This is a genomic window from Micromonospora sp. DT15, from assembly GCF_049841475.1.
Classification (GTDB): domain Bacteria; phylum Actinomycetota; class Actinomycetes; order Mycobacteriales; family Micromonosporaceae; genus Micromonospora.
On the sequence record NZ_JBNCKJ010000011.1, the window covers coordinates 123,750 to 140,336 of the forward strand.

At 71.2% G+C, this 16,587-nt stretch carries 18 protein-coding genes; 10 read left to right on the forward strand and 8 right to left on the reverse strand.

Annotated elements, in window-relative coordinates:
• Positions 1-23 precede the first annotated feature (23 nt).
• The gene (locus tag ACLQ3F_RS23750) at positions 24-581 is read left to right on the forward strand and encodes a hypothetical protein (RefSeq protein ID WP_425851666.1); all 558 of its coding nucleotides are present in this window, start codon (positions 24-26) and stop codon (positions 579-581) included.
• Between the two features lies 1 nt (position 582).
• Here the strand turns inward: ACLQ3F_RS23750 and ACLQ3F_RS23755 are convergent, their stop codons facing one another.
• The 7 genes from ACLQ3F_RS23755 to ACLQ3F_RS23785 all read right to left on the reverse strand — a co-directional run bounded on the left by ACLQ3F_RS23755 (position 583) and on the right by ACLQ3F_RS23785 (position 9,077).
• Positions 583-1,182 carry a hypothetical protein gene (locus ACLQ3F_RS23755; protein WP_425851474.1) on the reverse strand — a complete coding sequence of 200 codons (600 nt, stop codon included), beginning with the start codon at positions 1,180-1,182 and terminating at the stop codon, positions 583-585.
• Between the two features lie 13 nt (positions 1,183-1,195).
• Positions 1,196-2,374 (reverse strand): M23 family metallopeptidase, encoded by a 1,179-nt coding sequence (locus tag ACLQ3F_RS23760; RefSeq protein WP_425851476.1) that lies wholly within the window; start codon positions 2,372-2,374, stop codon positions 1,196-1,198.
• Positions 2,371-2,928: a hypothetical protein gene (locus ACLQ3F_RS23765; RefSeq protein ID WP_425851477.1), complete on the reverse strand. Its 558-nt coding sequence runs from the start codon at positions 2,926-2,928 to the stop codon at positions 2,371-2,373. The genes ACLQ3F_RS23760 and ACLQ3F_RS23765 overlap by 4 nt, the downstream gene beginning before the upstream one ends.
• Positions 2,925-4,880, reverse strand: a complete 1,956-nt coding sequence (locus tag ACLQ3F_RS23770) for an MFS transporter (protein WP_425851479.1) — start codon at positions 4,878-4,880, stop codon at positions 2,925-2,927. The genes ACLQ3F_RS23765 and ACLQ3F_RS23770 overlap by 4 nt, the downstream gene beginning before the upstream one ends.
• 1 nt (position 4,881) lies before the next feature.
• Positions 4,882-8,316, reverse strand: a complete 3,435-nt coding sequence (locus ACLQ3F_RS23775) for an ATP-binding protein (protein ID WP_425851480.1) — start codon at positions 8,314-8,316, stop codon at positions 4,882-4,884.
• Between the two features lie 70 nt (positions 8,317-8,386).
• Positions 8,387-8,749, reverse strand: coding sequence for a hypothetical protein (locus tag ACLQ3F_RS23780; protein WP_053654782.1), 363 nt, complete (start codon positions 8,747-8,749; stop codon positions 8,387-8,389).
• Positions 8,750-8,762: 13 nt separating this feature from the next.
• Positions 8,763-9,077, reverse strand: coding sequence for a hypothetical protein (locus ACLQ3F_RS23785; RefSeq protein ID WP_355005962.1), 315 nt, complete (start codon positions 9,075-9,077; stop codon positions 8,763-8,765).
• Between the two features lie 356 nt (positions 9,078-9,433).
• On the opposite strand from ACLQ3F_RS23785, the gene folP reads away from it, so the two are divergent.
• The 7 genes from folP to ACLQ3F_RS23820 all read left to right on the forward strand — a co-directional run bounded on the left by folP (position 9,434) and on the right by ACLQ3F_RS23820 (position 14,028).
• Positions 9,434-10,330, forward strand: coding sequence for a dihydropteroate synthase (gene folP, locus ACLQ3F_RS23790; RefSeq protein ID WP_425851482.1), 897 nt, complete (start codon positions 9,434-9,436; stop codon positions 10,328-10,330).
• Positions 10,327-10,695, forward strand: a complete 369-nt coding sequence (gene folB / locus ACLQ3F_RS23795) for a dihydroneopterin aldolase (protein WP_425851484.1) — start codon at positions 10,327-10,329, stop codon at positions 10,693-10,695. Before folP ends, folB begins: the two co-directional genes overlap by 4 nt.
• On the forward strand, positions 10,692-11,219 hold the full coding sequence (folK, locus tag ACLQ3F_RS23800) for a 2-amino-4-hydroxy-6-hydroxymethyldihydropteridine diphosphokinase (protein WP_425851485.1): 528 nt from the start codon (positions 10,692-10,694) through the stop codon (positions 11,217-11,219). Before folB ends, folK begins: the two co-directional genes overlap by 4 nt.
• Before the next feature lie 19 nt (positions 11,220-11,238).
• Positions 11,239-11,775: a DUF3180 domain-containing protein gene (locus ACLQ3F_RS23805; protein WP_355005958.1), complete on the forward strand. Its 537-nt coding sequence runs from the start codon at positions 11,239-11,241 to the stop codon at positions 11,773-11,775.
• 119 nt (positions 11,776-11,894) lie between these two features.
• Entirely contained in the window at positions 11,895-13,109 is a 1,215-nt protein-coding gene (locus tag ACLQ3F_RS23810; protein WP_425851487.1) for an ABC transporter permease, read from the forward strand.
• A gap of 53 nt (positions 13,110-13,162) precedes the next feature.
• On the forward strand, positions 13,163-13,471 hold the full coding sequence (locus ACLQ3F_RS23815; RefSeq protein WP_425851489.1) for a hypothetical protein: 309 nt from the start codon (positions 13,163-13,165) through the stop codon (positions 13,469-13,471).
• Positions 13,472-13,596: 125 nt separating this feature from the next.
• Positions 13,597-14,028 carry a hypothetical protein gene (locus tag ACLQ3F_RS23820; RefSeq protein WP_425851491.1) on the forward strand — a complete coding sequence of 144 codons (432 nt, stop codon included), beginning with the start codon at positions 13,597-13,599 and terminating at the stop codon, positions 14,026-14,028.
• A 73-nt stretch (positions 14,029-14,101) separates the two neighbouring features.
• Here ACLQ3F_RS23820 and ACLQ3F_RS23825 read toward each other — a convergent pair whose 3' ends face one another.
• Positions 14,102-15,106, reverse strand: a complete 1,005-nt coding sequence (locus ACLQ3F_RS23825; protein ID WP_425851492.1) for an ABC transporter ATP-binding protein — start codon at positions 15,104-15,106, stop codon at positions 14,102-14,104.
• A 2-nt stretch (positions 15,107-15,108) separates the two neighbouring features.
• Between ACLQ3F_RS23825 and ACLQ3F_RS23830 the strand changes: the two genes are divergently transcribed.
• Complete coding sequence (locus ACLQ3F_RS23830) at positions 15,109-15,795, forward strand: ABC transporter permease (protein WP_091403225.1); 687 nt, start codon at positions 15,109-15,111, stop codon at positions 15,793-15,795.
• On the forward strand, positions 15,792-16,532 hold the full coding sequence (locus tag ACLQ3F_RS23835; protein WP_355005954.1) for an ABC transporter permease: 741 nt from the start codon (positions 15,792-15,794) through the stop codon (positions 16,530-16,532). The genes ACLQ3F_RS23830 and ACLQ3F_RS23835 overlap by 4 nt, the downstream gene beginning before the upstream one ends.
• The last annotated feature ends 55 nt before the right edge of the window (positions 16,533-16,587 follow it).

Below are 16,587 nucleotides of genomic sequence, written 5' to 3' on the forward strand. Positions count from 1 at the left end.
GATAACTTCAGGAGGTGGAATCAGTGCAGCCCCCCGCCGGTTCCCAGGTCTCCCGCGTACCGGCCCAGCGGACACCGTCCGAGCAGCTGCCGCCCGCCCCGGCAACGCCGGCACCGCAGCCGCCACGCCGCCGAACGCGGACGGTGCTCACTGTCGTCGCTGGCGTGCTCGCCCTGCTCTGCCTCGGAGGCATCGCCACCGCCGTGGTCTGGTACAACCGCGCCTCGACACCCGACCGCAGCACCCCCGACGTGGTCGTGGACAACTATCTGCGCGCGTTCCTCGTCGATCGCAATGACGTCAGAGCGGACCTGTTCACCTGCGAAAGCGAGTCACAGCTGGAGGCTTTACGCGCCCTGCGGACCGATCTAGTCGAGCGGGAGCAACGTTTCGGCACCACGATAACGGTCAGTTGGGGGCCCTTGACTGTGCAGACACAGGGCGAGGCAGCTGCTGTCGAGGTTACGTTGATCATCTCGGCTCGGATGGACGGAATAAGCCAGAGCGACCGTCAGTCCTGGCGGTTCGATACTCGGTCAAGCGATGGTTGGCACGTGTGTGGCGGCACGCGAGCTGGCTGACTCACTCGATCCACAGGATATGAACCGGCACCTCCAGCGTGGTGGGTGACTGACCGCGCCAGGCCCAGCGGTACCACTCCACCTCGGGCGTGACTCGCACGCAGATGTCCCCTTCGGCGCCCGAGTAGGTCTCGGTGACCGCTCGGAGGTCACGGTGCTCCAGGCCGCCCTCGACGTGCACCACCCGTCGACCGGTGACCGCGTCCGCTTCGAAGACTGGCGTGGGGGTCCGGTGTGCCGGGCCGTCCAGCGAGACCAACCGGATGCCCGTGTCCCGGGCGTCGTCCACTGCCGGACGGCTGCCGACCGTCTCCACCCAGACCCGCTCCACCGGCACCAACGGCGCGAAAACCTCGACCTGGTCGGCTTCGGCCCGGTACCACTCGTGCTCGGGGATCACGGGAACGTAGGTCCGGGCGCTCTGCACGACCCGGTCGTCCGCGCGCAGGTCCCCGCGCCAACCCATCCCGGGAAGCCCGACCAGCACCCGTTGGCCGCGTAGCTCGACCCGCTCAGTCGCGGGGACGATGGTCAGCGGTCTCGGCGGCTGCGGTGCCCAGTCCGGCTGGTCGGCGAAGGGGTCAGGTAACGGTCCGGTCATGCAGGTGCTGGCCTCACTCAGCGGCGCGCAGCGGGGCACCCCGCTCGCGCATGAACGGGATTGGATTCACCGCGCCAGACGCGTTACGGTCGTTGCGCAGGTGCACCTCGAAGTGCAGGTGCGGGCCGGAGGAGTTGCCACTGCTGCCGACCTTGCCGATCACCTGACCGGCCGTCACTATCTGGTCCTTCTTGACGAAGGGCTGAACCACCATGTGGCAGTACCGGGTGATGTAGCCGCCCGCGTGCAGCAGGTCGACGAACCAGCCGCAGCCCCCCTTGCCGGGAAATCCGTCCACGTTGCAGTCTTCTCGGCCGCGGTCGTCCTCGTCGCAGGTGGAGACCAGCACCCGACCAGTCGCTGCGGCGCGGATCTCGGTGCCCTTGGCCGCGCCGATGTCGACTCCGTTGTGGCGGGGTCGGCTGGCGGTGCGGAAACCGGAGCCGACTCCGCCGGGGATCGGCGCGGTCCAGCCGGAGGCGGCGATCTGACCGCGTTCGGCGGCGTTGCACACCGCCTTGCCGTTGATCTCGACGGTGCGGGCCGCCCCGCCGGCCAGTGCGTCCACGATCCTGCTGGCTACCTCTTCGTGCTTGGCGTACGCGTCCGGGTAAGCGCTGACCTGGACCCGCTGCGCGACTACGGTCAGCGGTCGTTGTTGCCAGCTCCCCACCTTGACGAGCTTCTCGTAGAACTTGCGCGCCGCGTAGGCGGGGTTCAACCGTTCGGCGACACTGCCCCACCCCGGCCGCTGCTGGAACAGGCCCAGCGAGTCGTGGTCCGCGCCAACGCCCTCGTGTGGCAGGGCCAGGGATTCGGGTACGCCGCTGTTGGCGAGGTTACGCAGGGCGGACTCCTGCATCGCGGTGGCGAGGGCGACCACCCAGCCTCGCGAGGGCACGCCCATGTCCTGGCCGACCTTGATGATGATCGCGGCATTGCGGACCTGTGTGTCGCCGTACTGGGCGAATCGCGGCAGCTTGCCCGCGATGTTCACCGCCCGGACCGGCCCGCACTCCTTGCCTGCCATGGTGTCGCCGTTCTCGGCGTCGTCGCCTCCGAGCCCGGTGAGGAAGAACGCCGCGGTGCCGCCGGTGCAGCAGAGCAGAAGCAGCATCCCGGTGAGCACCGCGGCGACCACACCGAGCCGTAGGGGGCCGCGGCGGGTTCTGGCGTTACCAACGTCGCTCATGGCCGCTCCCAGTCCAGAACGTCGACCAGCCAACCATCATCGGAGGTGACCAGCTCCAACCGGAGCCCGCCGGCATCAAGAGGTAGCAGCAACTCGACGAACGTCTCGGTCCGCTCTCGCATGGTTGGAGGACCGGTGACCTTCTCGGCCGGCACGCTCTCGGGCTCGGCGCCGGTCAACTTCTCCCTCAGCGCCGGCGTGGAAAGCGGCCGCAGGCCAGCCTGCCACTCTTCGGTGGTCATCCCGGGACTGCCCAGCCATGCCTTGGCGAAGCGGTCGGCGGTCTGTTCGGGCGTGCGGGCGCCGGGCGACGTCACGGGTCGCGGCGGAGCCGCGCTGTTGAGCAGACCGTCGTCGCCGGCCGTCGGGTCCACCGTGATGATCGGCCCATCCGGACGGCTGCTCAACCCATCGGCTGAGTCACCCGGGCTGGAGATCAGCCTGGCCGCCCCGAGCACACCGACGACCACCACCCCGATCACGAGCGCAACGCCCAGCCGGGACCGCAGCGCCCGGGTGAAGAGGAATTCCAGCGCCCGTCGCATCGCCGTCACCTCGCCTCTGAGCGCACCCGAGGTCCGGTGCGATCCGGTACACGCTCGGTGGAGCCTGGGCGGTAGACAACGAACGACGGGTTCTCAGCCGGAACATCCGGCTCGGTCCAGGTCGCCGGCTGTCGACGTCGGGGCTGCGGGGCGGTTGGGCGGCTCCGACCTTTGCCCTCCTCCGCCGGCGCCTCGTCGGGCCGCTCTCGGCCGTCGGGGCGCGCCGTGTCTGCGCGCCGGCCCTCGGCCGCAGCTGTCGGCACCGGAGCCGGGTCCTCCCGCCGCGCCTCCGGGCGTAGTCGGGTCTGTTCCGCGTTGGGTGACCGTCGACGTCCGCCCACCGGCTCGGCGGTTCCGCCCGGCTCGGCTACGTCCAGCCGAGCGGCGGTCCGCATGTCGCGGAAGAACCGGCGGTGCCAGGATCCGGCCGAACTGACCGCTTCGCTGCTGTCCTTGCCGCCGAGTTGCGTGATCCGCCGGTACGGCCGCAGCAGCAGCCACCCGACCACCCCGCAGAGCCAGACCAGCACCACCTGAAGCCAACCGGCCAAAGCGGGGGTACTCATGATCAAATCGACCGCGAAAAGGTAAATCGCGGCGCCAGTGCCGAAAATGGCGATGTTGAACACTGCGGCAACGACGGCATTAGCCAGTCGGCGTAGCCCAGCGCTGGCGGGTCGCAGTAGGCCGATCGTGCCGAGAATCGGAGCAGCGATCACCGCCCACCGGAAGATCAAAAAGCCCAGCAGGACCAGCACTGACGCGGTCAGGTCGAACATCGCGAAGAGCACGGCGGCGAGCACGGCGATGAAACCAGATCCGATCCGGTCCATGTCGCGGGTGCCCGTCAGGAACTCGTACGCCTCCGGATCCTCGGTCTTGATCTGCTCCGCGACCGTCATCCACTGCTGCTGCTTGGCCTCGATCGTCGCTGGCCGGGTGGCCGGGTTGGCCCGTAGCTTCTCGGCCTCCTCCCAGGAGAATGCCTTGGCGTCGTAAAGGGCAGGGCCATACTTGCGGGCGGTCTCGCTATCCGCCGAGCCGAGCACTCCGCGCAGCCAATTGCGATAGAGCATTGCCTCGGTTGCAGTGTCGCTGGCACGAACAGCAGGCGGTCTTTTGTCCACACAAGCGTCTGGGTTGGGAACGACGCAACGATCCGCAGGGGTGTCCCGAGCTGCGGGACCCACGGCGTCGTGAACGACGCCGAGTGAGGTGATCAGGGTGCCGTCGGCGATGTTCGCCGACTTGACCGGCCAGGCCGCCAGCGCGGTGACCGCCACCATCACCAGTAGCGCCCACCCTGCCGTCGTCATCGCATTGCTCATGTCCGACTGGCGGGAGCGCCAGAGCAGGTAGAGACCCACCACGCAGAGAGTGATGATCCCGAAGACGCTGAAGACCTTCTGGTAGACCGCCTTAGTGGCCTTCTCTACCAGCGGGTCGGCCCAGTTCCACATCGAGCGGGGATCCCAGGCCCGTTCACGCAGGGCGTTCGAGGCACCCACGACGGCCGTGGCGATCATGAGCTCGCCGTTGGCGACCGTGGTGGTGAACTTGTAGTCCGGATGCAGGATGGTGGAGGCGCACCCACCGTCGACGTCGTACGTGTTGTAGCTGTAGCCGCCGTAGCCGTAGTCGCTGTAGATGCCCTTCGGCCCGGGCAGCTTTGACGAATCCGGGCGAGACGCGAACCAGCCAGCCAGCCCCGAATCCGGAGCGGAAGGCACGGGTGGCTTCCGGCAATCGATTTCGGCCTTGCTGACCTGCTTCAGCTTTGCCACGCAGGCGCGGAAGTCGGCTTGCCATTCGGCAGTCGTGCAGAGGTCGGCGCGGGCCTGGGCGGTGGGCGGTGCGGCGGCTGCGGCCTCCGCGCCGATCAGCGGCCAGGTGAGGGTAGCCCCGGCCAGTACGCCAAGGGCGAGCAGGAACGACGCGGTCCTTGCCCAGGCCCTAGCCATGTCACGCCTCCAGATCCGGCAGGGGGATGCTCGGCAGGACTCCGGCCGCCGCGGCTATCGCGGCTGGCGTCGTGTCGAGGTGGTCCAGCAGCCCTTCGACGTACGAGACGTCGACTCGGACTTTCTGCACTCGTCCGTCTACGTCGCGCATCACGAACTCGCGGAAGCCGAGCCGGCTGGACGAGCTGGTGTCGGCGGCGGAGAGCGAGGCGAGGGTGGCCTCGTACCCGTCGTTGACGGGCACCCGCAGCAGTCGTAGCGCTTCGGAGGCGATCTCGGCGTCCTCGGCGATGCGGCCGACGAAGACGGTGGAGACGAGGTTCTGCACGTCGAGGCCGAGGATGTCGCGGGGGTTCTGGGAGGCGACCAGTGCGGCCAGGTTCCACTTGCGGGAGTCTCGGGCGAGTCGGACAAGGAAGGAGCGCCCGGACCGCCAGCCTTCCATGAAGTGCGCCTCGTCGAGGCCGACGAGTTTGCGCGATGACATCGAGCCGCCGTAGCAGCGCCGGACGGCGAGCCGGTGCGCTGTGTGCAGCATCGGCAGGGCCAGTGCTTCCTCGGCTGACCAGTACTCGCGTTCGATCTTGAGGTCGGGCAACCGTAGCCCGGCCATGGTGATCACGGTGAGTGCCGCGTCGGCACCGAGCAGCCCTTCCGGCGGTCGGCCGAAGAAGAGCATGGCCAGTGGCATCTCGGCGGTGTCCAGCAGGAGGTTGGCCAGTTCCTTGCCGGCGTCGTCGTCGAGCCGTCCGAGGCAGCTCACCACGTCGTCCAGGGTGGAGGTCTCCTCGGCGGGGACCTGGCGGACGGCGTGCCGGAAGAGGGTGGCGGTCGACGCCTCCCTGGCCACCTGCGGCGGGACGAGCATCATGCAGATGTCCTGGACCAGCATCCGCCGCTCGGCCCGGGCGTTGGAGACGGCGATCTCGAACTCGCGGTCGCCGGCGGCCCCGGTGCCGAACTCGGAGCGCAGCGGCGTCGGGATCAGCGAGTAGGGCGCCAGGGTGCCGTGTTCCGAGCCGGTCAGGTTCAACACCCGGGAGTACGGCCGCAGCTCGGGCATCGCGCAGAGGCGGGCCAGCGGGCCGGACGGGTCGAGCAGGGTCACCTGGACACCTCGGCGGGCGGCCAGGTAGCCCAGGGCGCCGAGCAGGGTGGACTTGCCACCGCCCGGTTCGGCGACGAAGACCGCGAGCCCGGAGCGTTCCCGGACCTCCATGGGGAAGTGCAGGTCGAGGAAGACCGGGCGGCGGCAGGTGCCGGCGGTACGGCCGATCAGGTCGCCCCGCCGGTCGCCCACGTTGGACGCGGCCTGGGGGAGCGCGGCGGCGAGCAACGGCACCGGCATGCGACGCACGTAGCCGGTGTTGGCGATCGGCTCGCCGGGGATGAACTCGCGGGCCAGCCAGTCCTGGTTCTTCGGGTGCTGCAGCGAGATGCGCAGCTCCCGGGAGTAGAGCTGGATGAGCCGGCGGGCCCGCTCCAGGCATTCCTCCCTGGTCCGGCCGCCGACTGCGATCCGGTGCCAGCCGTGCGCACGGGCCGAGTCGACCGGGAGACCGGTGGTCATCTCGTCGCCGATCACCAGGGCGCGCTTGGCCAGTCGTTCCAGCTCCGGGGGCGCGTCGATGCCGTGTTCGGCGTAGTCGAGCTGTTGCGAGCGGATCATCCGCAGCCGGTGTTCCAGGTTACGGAAGGAGTCGCCGGAGCCGAGGATGTCGACGCGGGTGGAGATCTCCATCGGCCAGGGCAGCCGCTCGTGGAAGTGCAGCCAGGGCTCGTGTCGTTCCGGGATCTCCAGCGGCTCCATCCGGCCGACGGCGAGCACTGCCACGTGCCGTTCCTCGCCGGTCATCCGGTTGACCAGCTTGACCGTCGAGCCGTACGGGGTGCGGTAGCGCTCGACCTGCTCGGTCATGGCGAGCAGGTCGCCGCGCTCCCAGCGCCCGTCGGTCACGGGGGAGAGGGTGCTCGGCGGTGACATGCACAGCGCCACCGAGCGGTAGAGCAGCCATTCCAGCTCCTGGGCGGTGACCCGTCGGCCCCGCATGCCGAATGCCCCGAGCACCTCGTCGAACTGTTCGACGGTGCGGCCGAGCTTGCGGCGCTCGCCATCGGCGGTGCCTCGTCCGAAGGTGCGCAGCAGCCGCTCGGTGAGCGAGTCGCCGAGGGAACGCCGGGCGAAGGTGACACCGAGGTAGGTCTGGCCCTCGGCGTGGTTGACCGCCATCAGGTGGCGTTGGGCGGCGACCAGGTGGTCGGCCCAGCCGGTGGTGCCGGGAACGTCGGGCAGCGGCGCCGCCGTGTGCGTGTCGATGGTGCGAGCCCACTCGTCGGCGGGGAACGGCCGGGTGGTGCGGCGCAGGTGCAGTCGGAAGCCGGCCAGGCCCGCGTACTGCTCGGAGATCGCCGACAGCAGCGCCTCGCGTTCGGCGTCCGGCCGGAACGCCCAGCGGACCTCGGGCAGCCAGTACCAGGCGGTGACGGTGTTCGGTGTGAAGGTGAGGTGGCCGGCGATCTCGGTGATGGCCAGTTCGACCGACGGATCCCGATCCCCGAATTTGATCTTCGGAGCGCGAACCCGGGTCGGCTTGATCGGTCGGTCCGGTCGGCTCGCCGTGCGCTGTCGGGGTGCGGCGACCTCCTTGCCGGGGGCCGCGGTGCCGGTGCCTCTGGGTCGTTCCGGGTCGGTGGCCCGACGCGCGGTGCGCTCGAGAGCTGGCCGATTCGCAGATGTGATCATCGCCGGCTGCTCCGGCGGAGCCGTGGACCGGCTGGCGGCCGTCGGCTGGGGCTGCGCCTGAGCCGCCGGTCGGGCCGCCGGCGTCGCTGGGGGGCGGCCACTAGACGCGGTGCCGGCGGGTCGGCGGGCGGGGCCGGCGGTCACGGACGGACCGCCGGCGGACGGATCGGGCTCATCCGACGGACGCCCCATCGGCCGTCGATCCCCGGCCTGATGCGGCACCCGGGACTCGCTGGCCTGGTGGCCGCCCCCGTGCCGAGGGTCGGCGGGTAGGCCACCGTTGTCGGCGGGGGTCCACGGTGGCTCAAGCTCGGGAACCGCGCGAGCGGGTGCCGGGCCGGCGGTTGGTGGCGGCTGATGCGGGATCGCCGGCTGCTCGCGGGTGCTCGGGCCGGCCGTGACGGCTCGCGCCGTGCCGGGTCGCCCTCCGCCGCCGAAGAGGTCCAGGAAGGGGGAGTCGATGTCGGCGTTCTCGCCGGACGACACGGCGGTGGGCTCGGCCGGTGGCGGCCGGCGGGGAACCGGCCGGGGTGCCTGGAACACGCCGACGGCACCGTGGCCGGGTGACGTCACCAGCGCGGGGTCGAGGGCAACCTCGTCCTCGTCCTCGATGTAGTCGAACGAGTGCGCACGGTGACCGACCGGTGCGCCAGGGCGGCCGGCCGGGGAGCCCGGCGTGGAGGAGCGGCTCATGCGATCGCCTCGGCGGCTGTCGGCAGACCCATGCCCGCGTCCTGCGACGGGCCGTTCGACATACGTCCGGTCATGCCAGTTCCTCCCGAATCCTGATCCGGCTGCCGACCAGGCGCGGATCGCGCTGCTCGACTGCCGGCTCCCGGGTGCGTCGCCAGTCGGTCAGCGCGGTGCGGATGACCACCCGCGCCGGCCGATCGGGGTCGACGTGCCGGAAGATGAACGACGTGGTCACGATGGCGAGCGCGATCTCCCAGGCGGGGAAGAGCTCGACCGTCAACGTGAACAGCCAGTGGATGAACATGTAGAGGGGGACCAGCAACATGAAGAGCCCGTACTGGGCGTAGGGCAGGTGGACCGGAAGGGTGTAACCGGGCGGCCCGAGGTAGACCAGGCGGGCCCGGTAGATGTCGTCGTCGGTGCGCAGCCGCATCTGGTGAACGCGCCTATTCGAAGATCAGGTCGATCAGGTAATCGCCGACGAAGAAAAGTGTTGCCGCGCCCGCGATGAAGGCGAGCCCGACGATGGCGATCGCGGAGCTGGTCAGCACCTTGGAGATCTCGCCTCGGCTGGCACGGCCGATGAAGATGACGCCCAGGACTGCGAGCAGGATCGGCGCGATCTTGCTGGCGAAGAAGGTGACGACACTGTTGGTGTCGATCCCCTTCGGTGCCGGCTCCGCGAGTGGAGTCGACGCCAGGGTGGAGAGCGCGTGGGCGACGCCGGACGACGCCGTCTCCATGAGCTCGTAGGCGATCACTGGAACCTCCCCATAGCGCGGCCGGCGATGCCGCGGCGGTGCAATAGGCAAGCCTGGCGGGAAAAGTGCTCCACAGGGCATGGCGTTCTTGACCCTGTGTTCGTTACTCACCACGGAGGGTGGCGAGGTTTGGGCGGATTTTCCCCGCTTCGGCCCTCCCTCCAAGCTTCGCCATCTCGATGCTGGCCAATTCCAAAGCGTACGGGCCGCCCCGGATTGCGACAAGCCGCGAAGGGACTGCCCGATACTGCCCGGATGACCGATCGTACACCTGTTCTAATCGGCACGTCAGGGGTAGTGGTGCGGGGCCCACCCGGGTCGCTGGGCGCCGCCGCCGCGACCGGTACCGTCTAGTCGTGACCGATCTGGTGCGGGCTTCGGGCCCGGTGGTGATGGGCGTCCTCAACGTCACACCGGACTCCTTCTCCGACGGCGGACGGTACGCCGACCTGGACGCCGCCGTCGGACACGGCGTCCGTCTACGGGACGCCGGAGCGCACCTGGTCGACATCGGCGGCGAGTCGACCCGTCCGGGCGCCGCGCGGATCGACGCCGAGACCGAGGCCGAGCGGGTGTTGCCGGTCATTCGCGAGCTGACCGCCGCTGGTGTGGCGGTCAGCGTTGACACCAGCCGCGCGCGGGTCGCGGAGGCCGCCCTGGCCGCCGGCGCTGCGGTGGTCAACGACGTCTCCGGTGGCCTGGCCGACCCGGACATGGCCCGGGTGGTCCGCGACGCGCACTGCCCCTGGGTGCTGATGCACTGGCGAGGGCACTCCCGTGCCATGCGCGATCTGGCCACCTACACGGACGTGGTGGCCGACGTCCGGGCCGAGCTGTCCCAACGGATCGACACGGCGCTGGCCGCCGGGGTGGCCGCCGACCGCCTCATCGTCGACCCCGGGCTCGGCTTCGCCAAGACGGCCGCGCACAACTGGGAGCTCAGCGCCCGCCTGCCGGAGTTGCTGGATCTCGGCTATCCGCTGCTCTTCGGGGCGAGCCGCAAGTCGTACCTCGGTGGGTTGCTCGCCGCCGCGGACGGTACGCCGCGACCGACCGCCCAGCGGGAGGCGGCCACCGTGGCCACCAGTGTGCTGGCGGTCGCCGCGGGCGCCTGGGGCGTACGCGTGCACGACGTGCGGGCCACCGCCGACGCGCTCGCCGTTTGGGCGGCCACCGGCAGCCCTCGCCTGGCCGTGCCGTCGCACGACAGGAAGTTGACCCACCACGATCACGAGCATGGGGTACGGCGATGACGACGGACCGGATCCAGCTGACCGGCCTGCGGGCGCACGGCCGGCACGGGGTGTACGACTTCGAACGCGTTCAGGGGCAGGACTTCGTGGTCGACGCCGTCCTGGAGCTGGACCTAGGCCCGGCCGCCGCCAGTGACGACGTTGCCGCCACAGTGCACTACGGCGAGTTGGCCGAACGCCTGGTCGCGGTGGTGACCGGCGAGCCGGTCAACCTGATCGAGACCCTGGCGGACCGGCTCCTCGCGGTCTGTCTGGCAGACGTTCGGGTCGACGCCGCGACGATCACAGTGCACAAGCCCGAGGCGCCGGTGCCGCACACCTTCACCGACGTGGCCGTCACGATGACCCGGGCGCGTACCCGGTGACCCGGGCGGTTCTCTCGCTCGGCAGCAACCTGGGCGACCGCCTGGAGCACCTGCGCACAGCCGTCGCCACTCTCGGCGACGCGGTGCTCGTGCTCTCCGGGGTGTACGAGACTCCACCGTGGGGCGACACCGATCAGCCCGCGTACCTCAACGCGGTGGTGCTCGTGCAGGACGAGAGCGCGAGCCCGCGCGACTGGCTGGAACGGGCCCGCGACGCGGAGCGCGCAGCCGGCCGGGTCCGTGACCCGCAGCGGCGGTTCGGGCCGCGCACCCTCGACGTGGACGTGATCGCGGTCTGGGGCGACGACGACGAGCCGGTGCTCAGCGACGACCCGGAGTTGACCCTGCCACACCCCCGGGCGCACCTGCGCGCCTTCGTGCTGCGTCCGTGGATCGACATCCAGCCGTACGGACGGCTGCCCGGTCACGGCTGGCTGACCGACCTGCTGACCACCGGCCCTGCGGCGGACGGGGCGTTGGAACTGCGTCCCCGGCCGGAGTTGGCGTTAGAGTCGACGGCATGACCGAGCGGAACCGGCCGGCATGACGCAGGCGAAGCCCCCACCCCGCGGGTCGGGCCCGGACGGGTCGCGGATGGGCCCCACCCGGATCTCGACCCTGGTCGTGGCCGGCCTGGCTGCGGCGGCGGTGGCCTGGCTGCTGATCAGCACCCTCTACTACAGCGGGATTCCCCGGCTGCCCTGGTTGCCGGTGGTGACGCTGGCCGGGCTCGCCGTGCTGGAGGCGTACGCCGCGATCAACACCCGGGGCCGGATCGAGCGCAAACCGGGTCGGGAGCCGGTCAATCCGCTGTTGGTCGCCCGCTTCGTGGTGCTGGCCAAGGCGTCGGCGCTGGCCGCCGCGATCTTCGCGGGCTTCTACGCGGGGCTCACCGGCTGGCTCTTCGTGGAGACCACCCGCGCCGCCCTGGACGATCGACCGGCCGCCGGCGGAGGCCTGCTCGCCTCGCTGGCACTGGTCGGCGCCGCGCTCTGGTTGGAGCGCTCCTGCCGGGTGCCGGAACGCCCGGACGACGAGCACGAGCAGGACCCGCGGGAGAGCCGCCCCGGCCAGCGCTGAGCAGGGGGTTACGCCCGGCTGCGGTCGCGGGTACGGTGCCTGCGATCGGGGAGCAAGGGCCGCCCAGGGTCCGTCCGTGCGCCGGACTGGGGACGGTCGGCCACTGGGGAGGCGGCGTCATGGGTTACGAAGAAGCGGGCCGGGACCGGTCGGCCGAACCCTCTTCCGGGGTGCCGGCCGCCGTTCTGGACAACGTCTTCGACGATCCCACCCACGGTGAGCCCGGCCGGGATCGGATCGGCGTACACCTGGGGTGGGAGCTGCTGCTGCTGGCCGGGCTGGCCGTCGTGAGCTGGCTGCTCTGGCGGGAGGATCCGGCTGCGGTGCGCGACGAGAACCTGCGCACGCTCCTGATCGACGCGGTCGGGCTGGGGTTGCTCGCACTGGCCGCAGGGTTGAGCCTGCGGACTGCCGCGCCGAACCTGGCCGTCGGCCCGATCGCGGTAGCCGCCGCCCTGCACTACGCCGAGCAGGGTGACCGGGGTCTGCCGGAGTCGCTCGGCCCGGCCGTGGCGGTCGCCGCGGTGGGCGGGCTGGCGCTGGCGCTGGCCGTGGTGGTGCTGCACGTGCCGGGCTGGGCGGCCAGCCTGGCCGGCGCCGCCGCCGTGGTGGTGTACATCGAACGTCGATCGGCGCCCGTGCTGGTGCAGGGCGACTACGACCCCAGGGGCAGCGCCGGTTACCTGTTCGCCGGGTTCGCCGCGGTGGCCGTCCTGGGTGGGTTGTTCGGCGCGATCCGGGCGATCCGTCGGCTCGTCGGCCGATACCGACCGATCGCCGATCCGGCCCGTCGGCGGGGCGCGGTCGCCGCCGTGGTGACCGCCGCCGCGCTTGTCGTCTCCACCGTGCTGGCCGCTCTGGCCGGCATACTGCTCGCCGCCAACGACCCCGGGCCGGTTGCGCCCACCTCGGGGCTGGACTGGACGGTGCTGGCCGTCGGCGTGGCCATGCTCGCCGGCACCAGCGCGTACGGCCGCCGGGGCGGTGTGTTCGGCATGCTGTTGGCGGTCGGCCTGGTCACCGTCTTCCAGGTGTACGCGTCGGAGCGCGGCTGGACGCTGAGCAACTGGGCGGTCGGTGGGGCCGCGCTCGGCGTCGGGCTGCTGGCGACTCGGCTGGTCGAGACGCTCGGGCGGCCCCGACCGGGCAGGCCGGAGCGGCCCGAGCCGGTCAGCGACGGCACGATCAGCTCGGGCTGGACCACGCCGCAGCCGCAGTCCGTCGACAACTGGCCTCCCACGCTGCCGACCCAGGCCGCGCCGCAGCCGATCGACCCGTGGCGGGATCCGCGGTGGGAGGACGGCCCGCGACGGTGGGACACCGACGAGCGGTGAGCCGCGCCGCGTCCGCCGAGCCGGAGCTGATCTCGACCGTTAGGCTCGGCGACATGACCGACTCACCTGCCGCCACCCCGGGCGGAACCTCGTTCGAGGACCTTGACGCGCTGTCCACCGAGGAGTTGCGGGAGCGGGCGTTCGCCCGGGCCCGGGACCATCGGGACGTGGGCTTCTTCTGGTCGGTGCTGCGCCACCTGCCGAACGCGGACGAGGCAACGGTGCTGGATGGCGCCCCGAACTCGATCGGCCCGACGATCGACGAGGCCAACGCGCTGTGGCGGGAGCTGACCGGTCACGGCTACGAGGAGTCGGCGCCGCTGCTGCGGGCCGCCTTCATCGACTACCTGATGAAGCACTGAGCCGCTCGGGGCAGCCCAGGTCGGCCCGATCCACCGGTTCGGGGCCTGGGCGGATCGCGTCGCTGGTCCACCGTTCCGGCCCGGTCAGCCGCTACGGCACGGCCGCCGGCACCGGCGCGCTCGCCGTGTTGCTGCTGGTCGGCATCTGCGGCAGTCCGGCGTACACCGGGTGGGCCGTCACCCTGACCGACCCGGAGTCGGCCGGGGTCTTTTACGCGCGCCTGCTCGCCTGGCCGGCCTGGCGGCTCGACGCGGACGGGCAGGCCGGCGGGTTGTTCGCCGCCGACCTGCGAGCCGTCCTGCTGGTGGTCCTCGCGGTGGCGCTGCTCTACCTGTTGCCCGCCGCCCAGGTCGCCCGGGTGCCCGGCCCGGTCAGCCAGTTCTTCTCCGGCTGGGCCGCGTACGTGCTGGCTGGCGGGTTGGCCGCGGTGTTGGCGGCGCTGCTCGGCCCGGCACCGTCACTGCTGGGGGCCCTTCAGGACGCCAGCACCGGTGCCGGTTACGGCTTCCTTACCGGGTGGATCATCGGCATCGCCAGCCTCGGCGGTCGCGCCTGACCGCGCCTCGACAGTCGCCCTGACCACACCGAGGTGGGGTCAGGCGCGACTGTCGTACGTGCGCCGGGGCGAGTCAGCTGGTCGGGCGGCCGAGGTCGAGGAGGCGCTGTCGGCTGAGCGCGCCCACCGGCCGGCCGGCGTCGGTCACGAGGAGCCGGTCCCGGCCCGAGGTGAGCAGGACCGCCAACGCGTCGTACGCCGAGCCGTCCACGGCGACGGTGGGCAGGTCCGGTGCGGCGTCCTCGGGCACCGGCTCCAGCGCCTCCCGGTCGAGCGGGGTGACCGCCAACCGGCGGATGCCCCGGTCGGCGCCGACGAACTCGCGTACGAACGCGGTGGCGGGTGCGCCGAGCAGCGCGGCCGGGGTGTCGTACTGCTCCAGGTGCCCGCCCTCGGAGAGGACGGCGATCCGGTCACCGAGTCGGACGGCCTCGTCGAGGTCGTGGGTGACCAGCACGATCGTCTTGCGCACCTCGGCCTGGAGGCGCAGGAACTCCTCCTGGAGGCGGGCCCGGACGATCGGGTCGACGGCCGAGAACGGTTCGTCCATCAACAGCACCACCGGGTCGGCGGCGAGCGCCCGGGCCACCCCGACCCGCTGCCGCTGGCCACCCGACAGCTCGTGCGGGTAGCGACCGCCGAACTCGGCAGGGTCCAGCCCGACGAGGTCGAGCAACTCGTCGACCCGGGCCCGGGTCTGGCCCTTGGGCCAGCGGAGCAGGCCCGGCACGGTGGCCACGTTGGCCCGCACGGTCTGGTGTGGAAAGAGGCCGACGTTCTGGATCACGTATCCGATTCGACGGCGCAGTCGCACCGGGTCGACGTTCGTGACGTCCTCGTCGCCGAGCGTGATGCGACCGGCGGTCGGTTCGATCAGGCGATTGATCATCCGCAGCACCGTCGACTTGCCGCAGCCGGACGGGCCGATCAGCACCACCAGCTCGCCGGCCCGGACCTCCAAGCTGAGGTCCCGGACAGCTTCGGTGCCGTTCGGGTAGCGCTTCTGGATGCCCTCCAGCGAGATCGACGCCGCGCGAGGGGATTGGGTCACGTCGGCAGCCTCCGGGGTAACGTCCACGTATGTCCTTCCGCCTGAGCTACCGGGCCGACCCGGGTAACCCCTGGTTCTCCTGGCAGTACGTGCGGGACAACTCTGACACGATCCTCGCTGCGGTGCGCGAACACGCCTCCCTCACCGGGCGAGCGGTGTTGATCGCGGTGTTGATCGCCCTGCCGTTGTCCGTGTTGGCGTACTGGGTCCGTCCGCTCGCCGGTCCGATCCTCGCTGTCAGCGGGGTTGTCTACACCATCCCGTCGTTGGCGCTCTTCGCGTTCATCGCCCCCTACCTGGGCACCGGTGCGACCACGGTGCTGGTCGGGCTGGTCCTCTACGCGTTGCTGCTGATCGTGCGCAACGTGGTGGCCGGCCTCAACCAGGTGCCCCCGGAGGTTCGCGAGGCCGCCGAGGGCATGGGTTACGGCCGCTGGAGGCGGCTGTTCCGGATCGACCTCCCGCTGGCGTTGCCGGGCATCGTGACCGGCGTACGGCTGGCGACCGTCTCGACGGTGGCGTTGGTCACGGTCGGGGTGCTGGTCGGGCACGGCGGGCTCGGGCAGCTCATCTTCGCGGGCTTCCAGAACAACCTCTACAAGGCCGAGATCATGACGGCCGCACTGCTCTGCGTCGCGCTCGCGGTCGTGCTCGACCTGTTGCTCATCCTGGTCGCCCGACTGGTGACCCCCTGGTCCACCCGGAGGGCACGGTGACCGTCGCGGAGAACCCGATCGGGCAGGCCGTCACCTGGATCAACGACCCACTGAACTGGACCAACCCCGGCGGCATGCTGGACCGGCTCGGCGAGCACCTGACGATCTCCGCCCTGGCGGTGGCGCTCGGCTGCCTGGTGGCCTGGCCGCTCGGGCTCTGGTTGGGGCACCTCGGTCGAGGTGGCGGCCTCGTGGTGCTGATCTCCAACGCCACCCTGGCCATCCCCACCCTGGCGCTGCTGACCATCCTCCCGGTGGTCTTCGCCAGCGGCTTCGGGAAGACGCCGGTCGTGGTGGCGCTCGCCGTCTTCGCCGTGCCCCCGCTGCTGGCCAACGCGTACACCGGGGTGCGGCAGGTGGACCCGGAGGCCCGCGACGCGGCCCGGGGGATGGGCCTGTCCAGCACGCAGCTGTTGCGCCGGGTGGAGTTGCCGCTCGCGGTGCCCTATCTGGCGGCCGGCTTCCGCACCGCGGCGGTCCAGGTGATCGCGACCGCCGCGCTGGCCTCCTTCGTCAACGGCGGCGGCCTGGGCCAGATCATCCGGACCGGCTTTGGCATCGGAATCGCGGCCGGCGGCGGGCAGATCGTCGCCGGTGGTGTGCTGGTGGCCGGGCTCGCGCTGCTGGCCGAGGTGGTCCTCGGCGGCGTCGAACGGCTGGTCACCCCCAAGCCGCTGCGGCGTGGGCGGCAGCGCCTCGGGCGGCCCCGGGCCGCCGACGCCACCGGGAGCGCCTGACCCGTCCGGGTGAGCCCGCGTCGAGCTGGCGACCCACAGCCGTCAAATCGGTGAC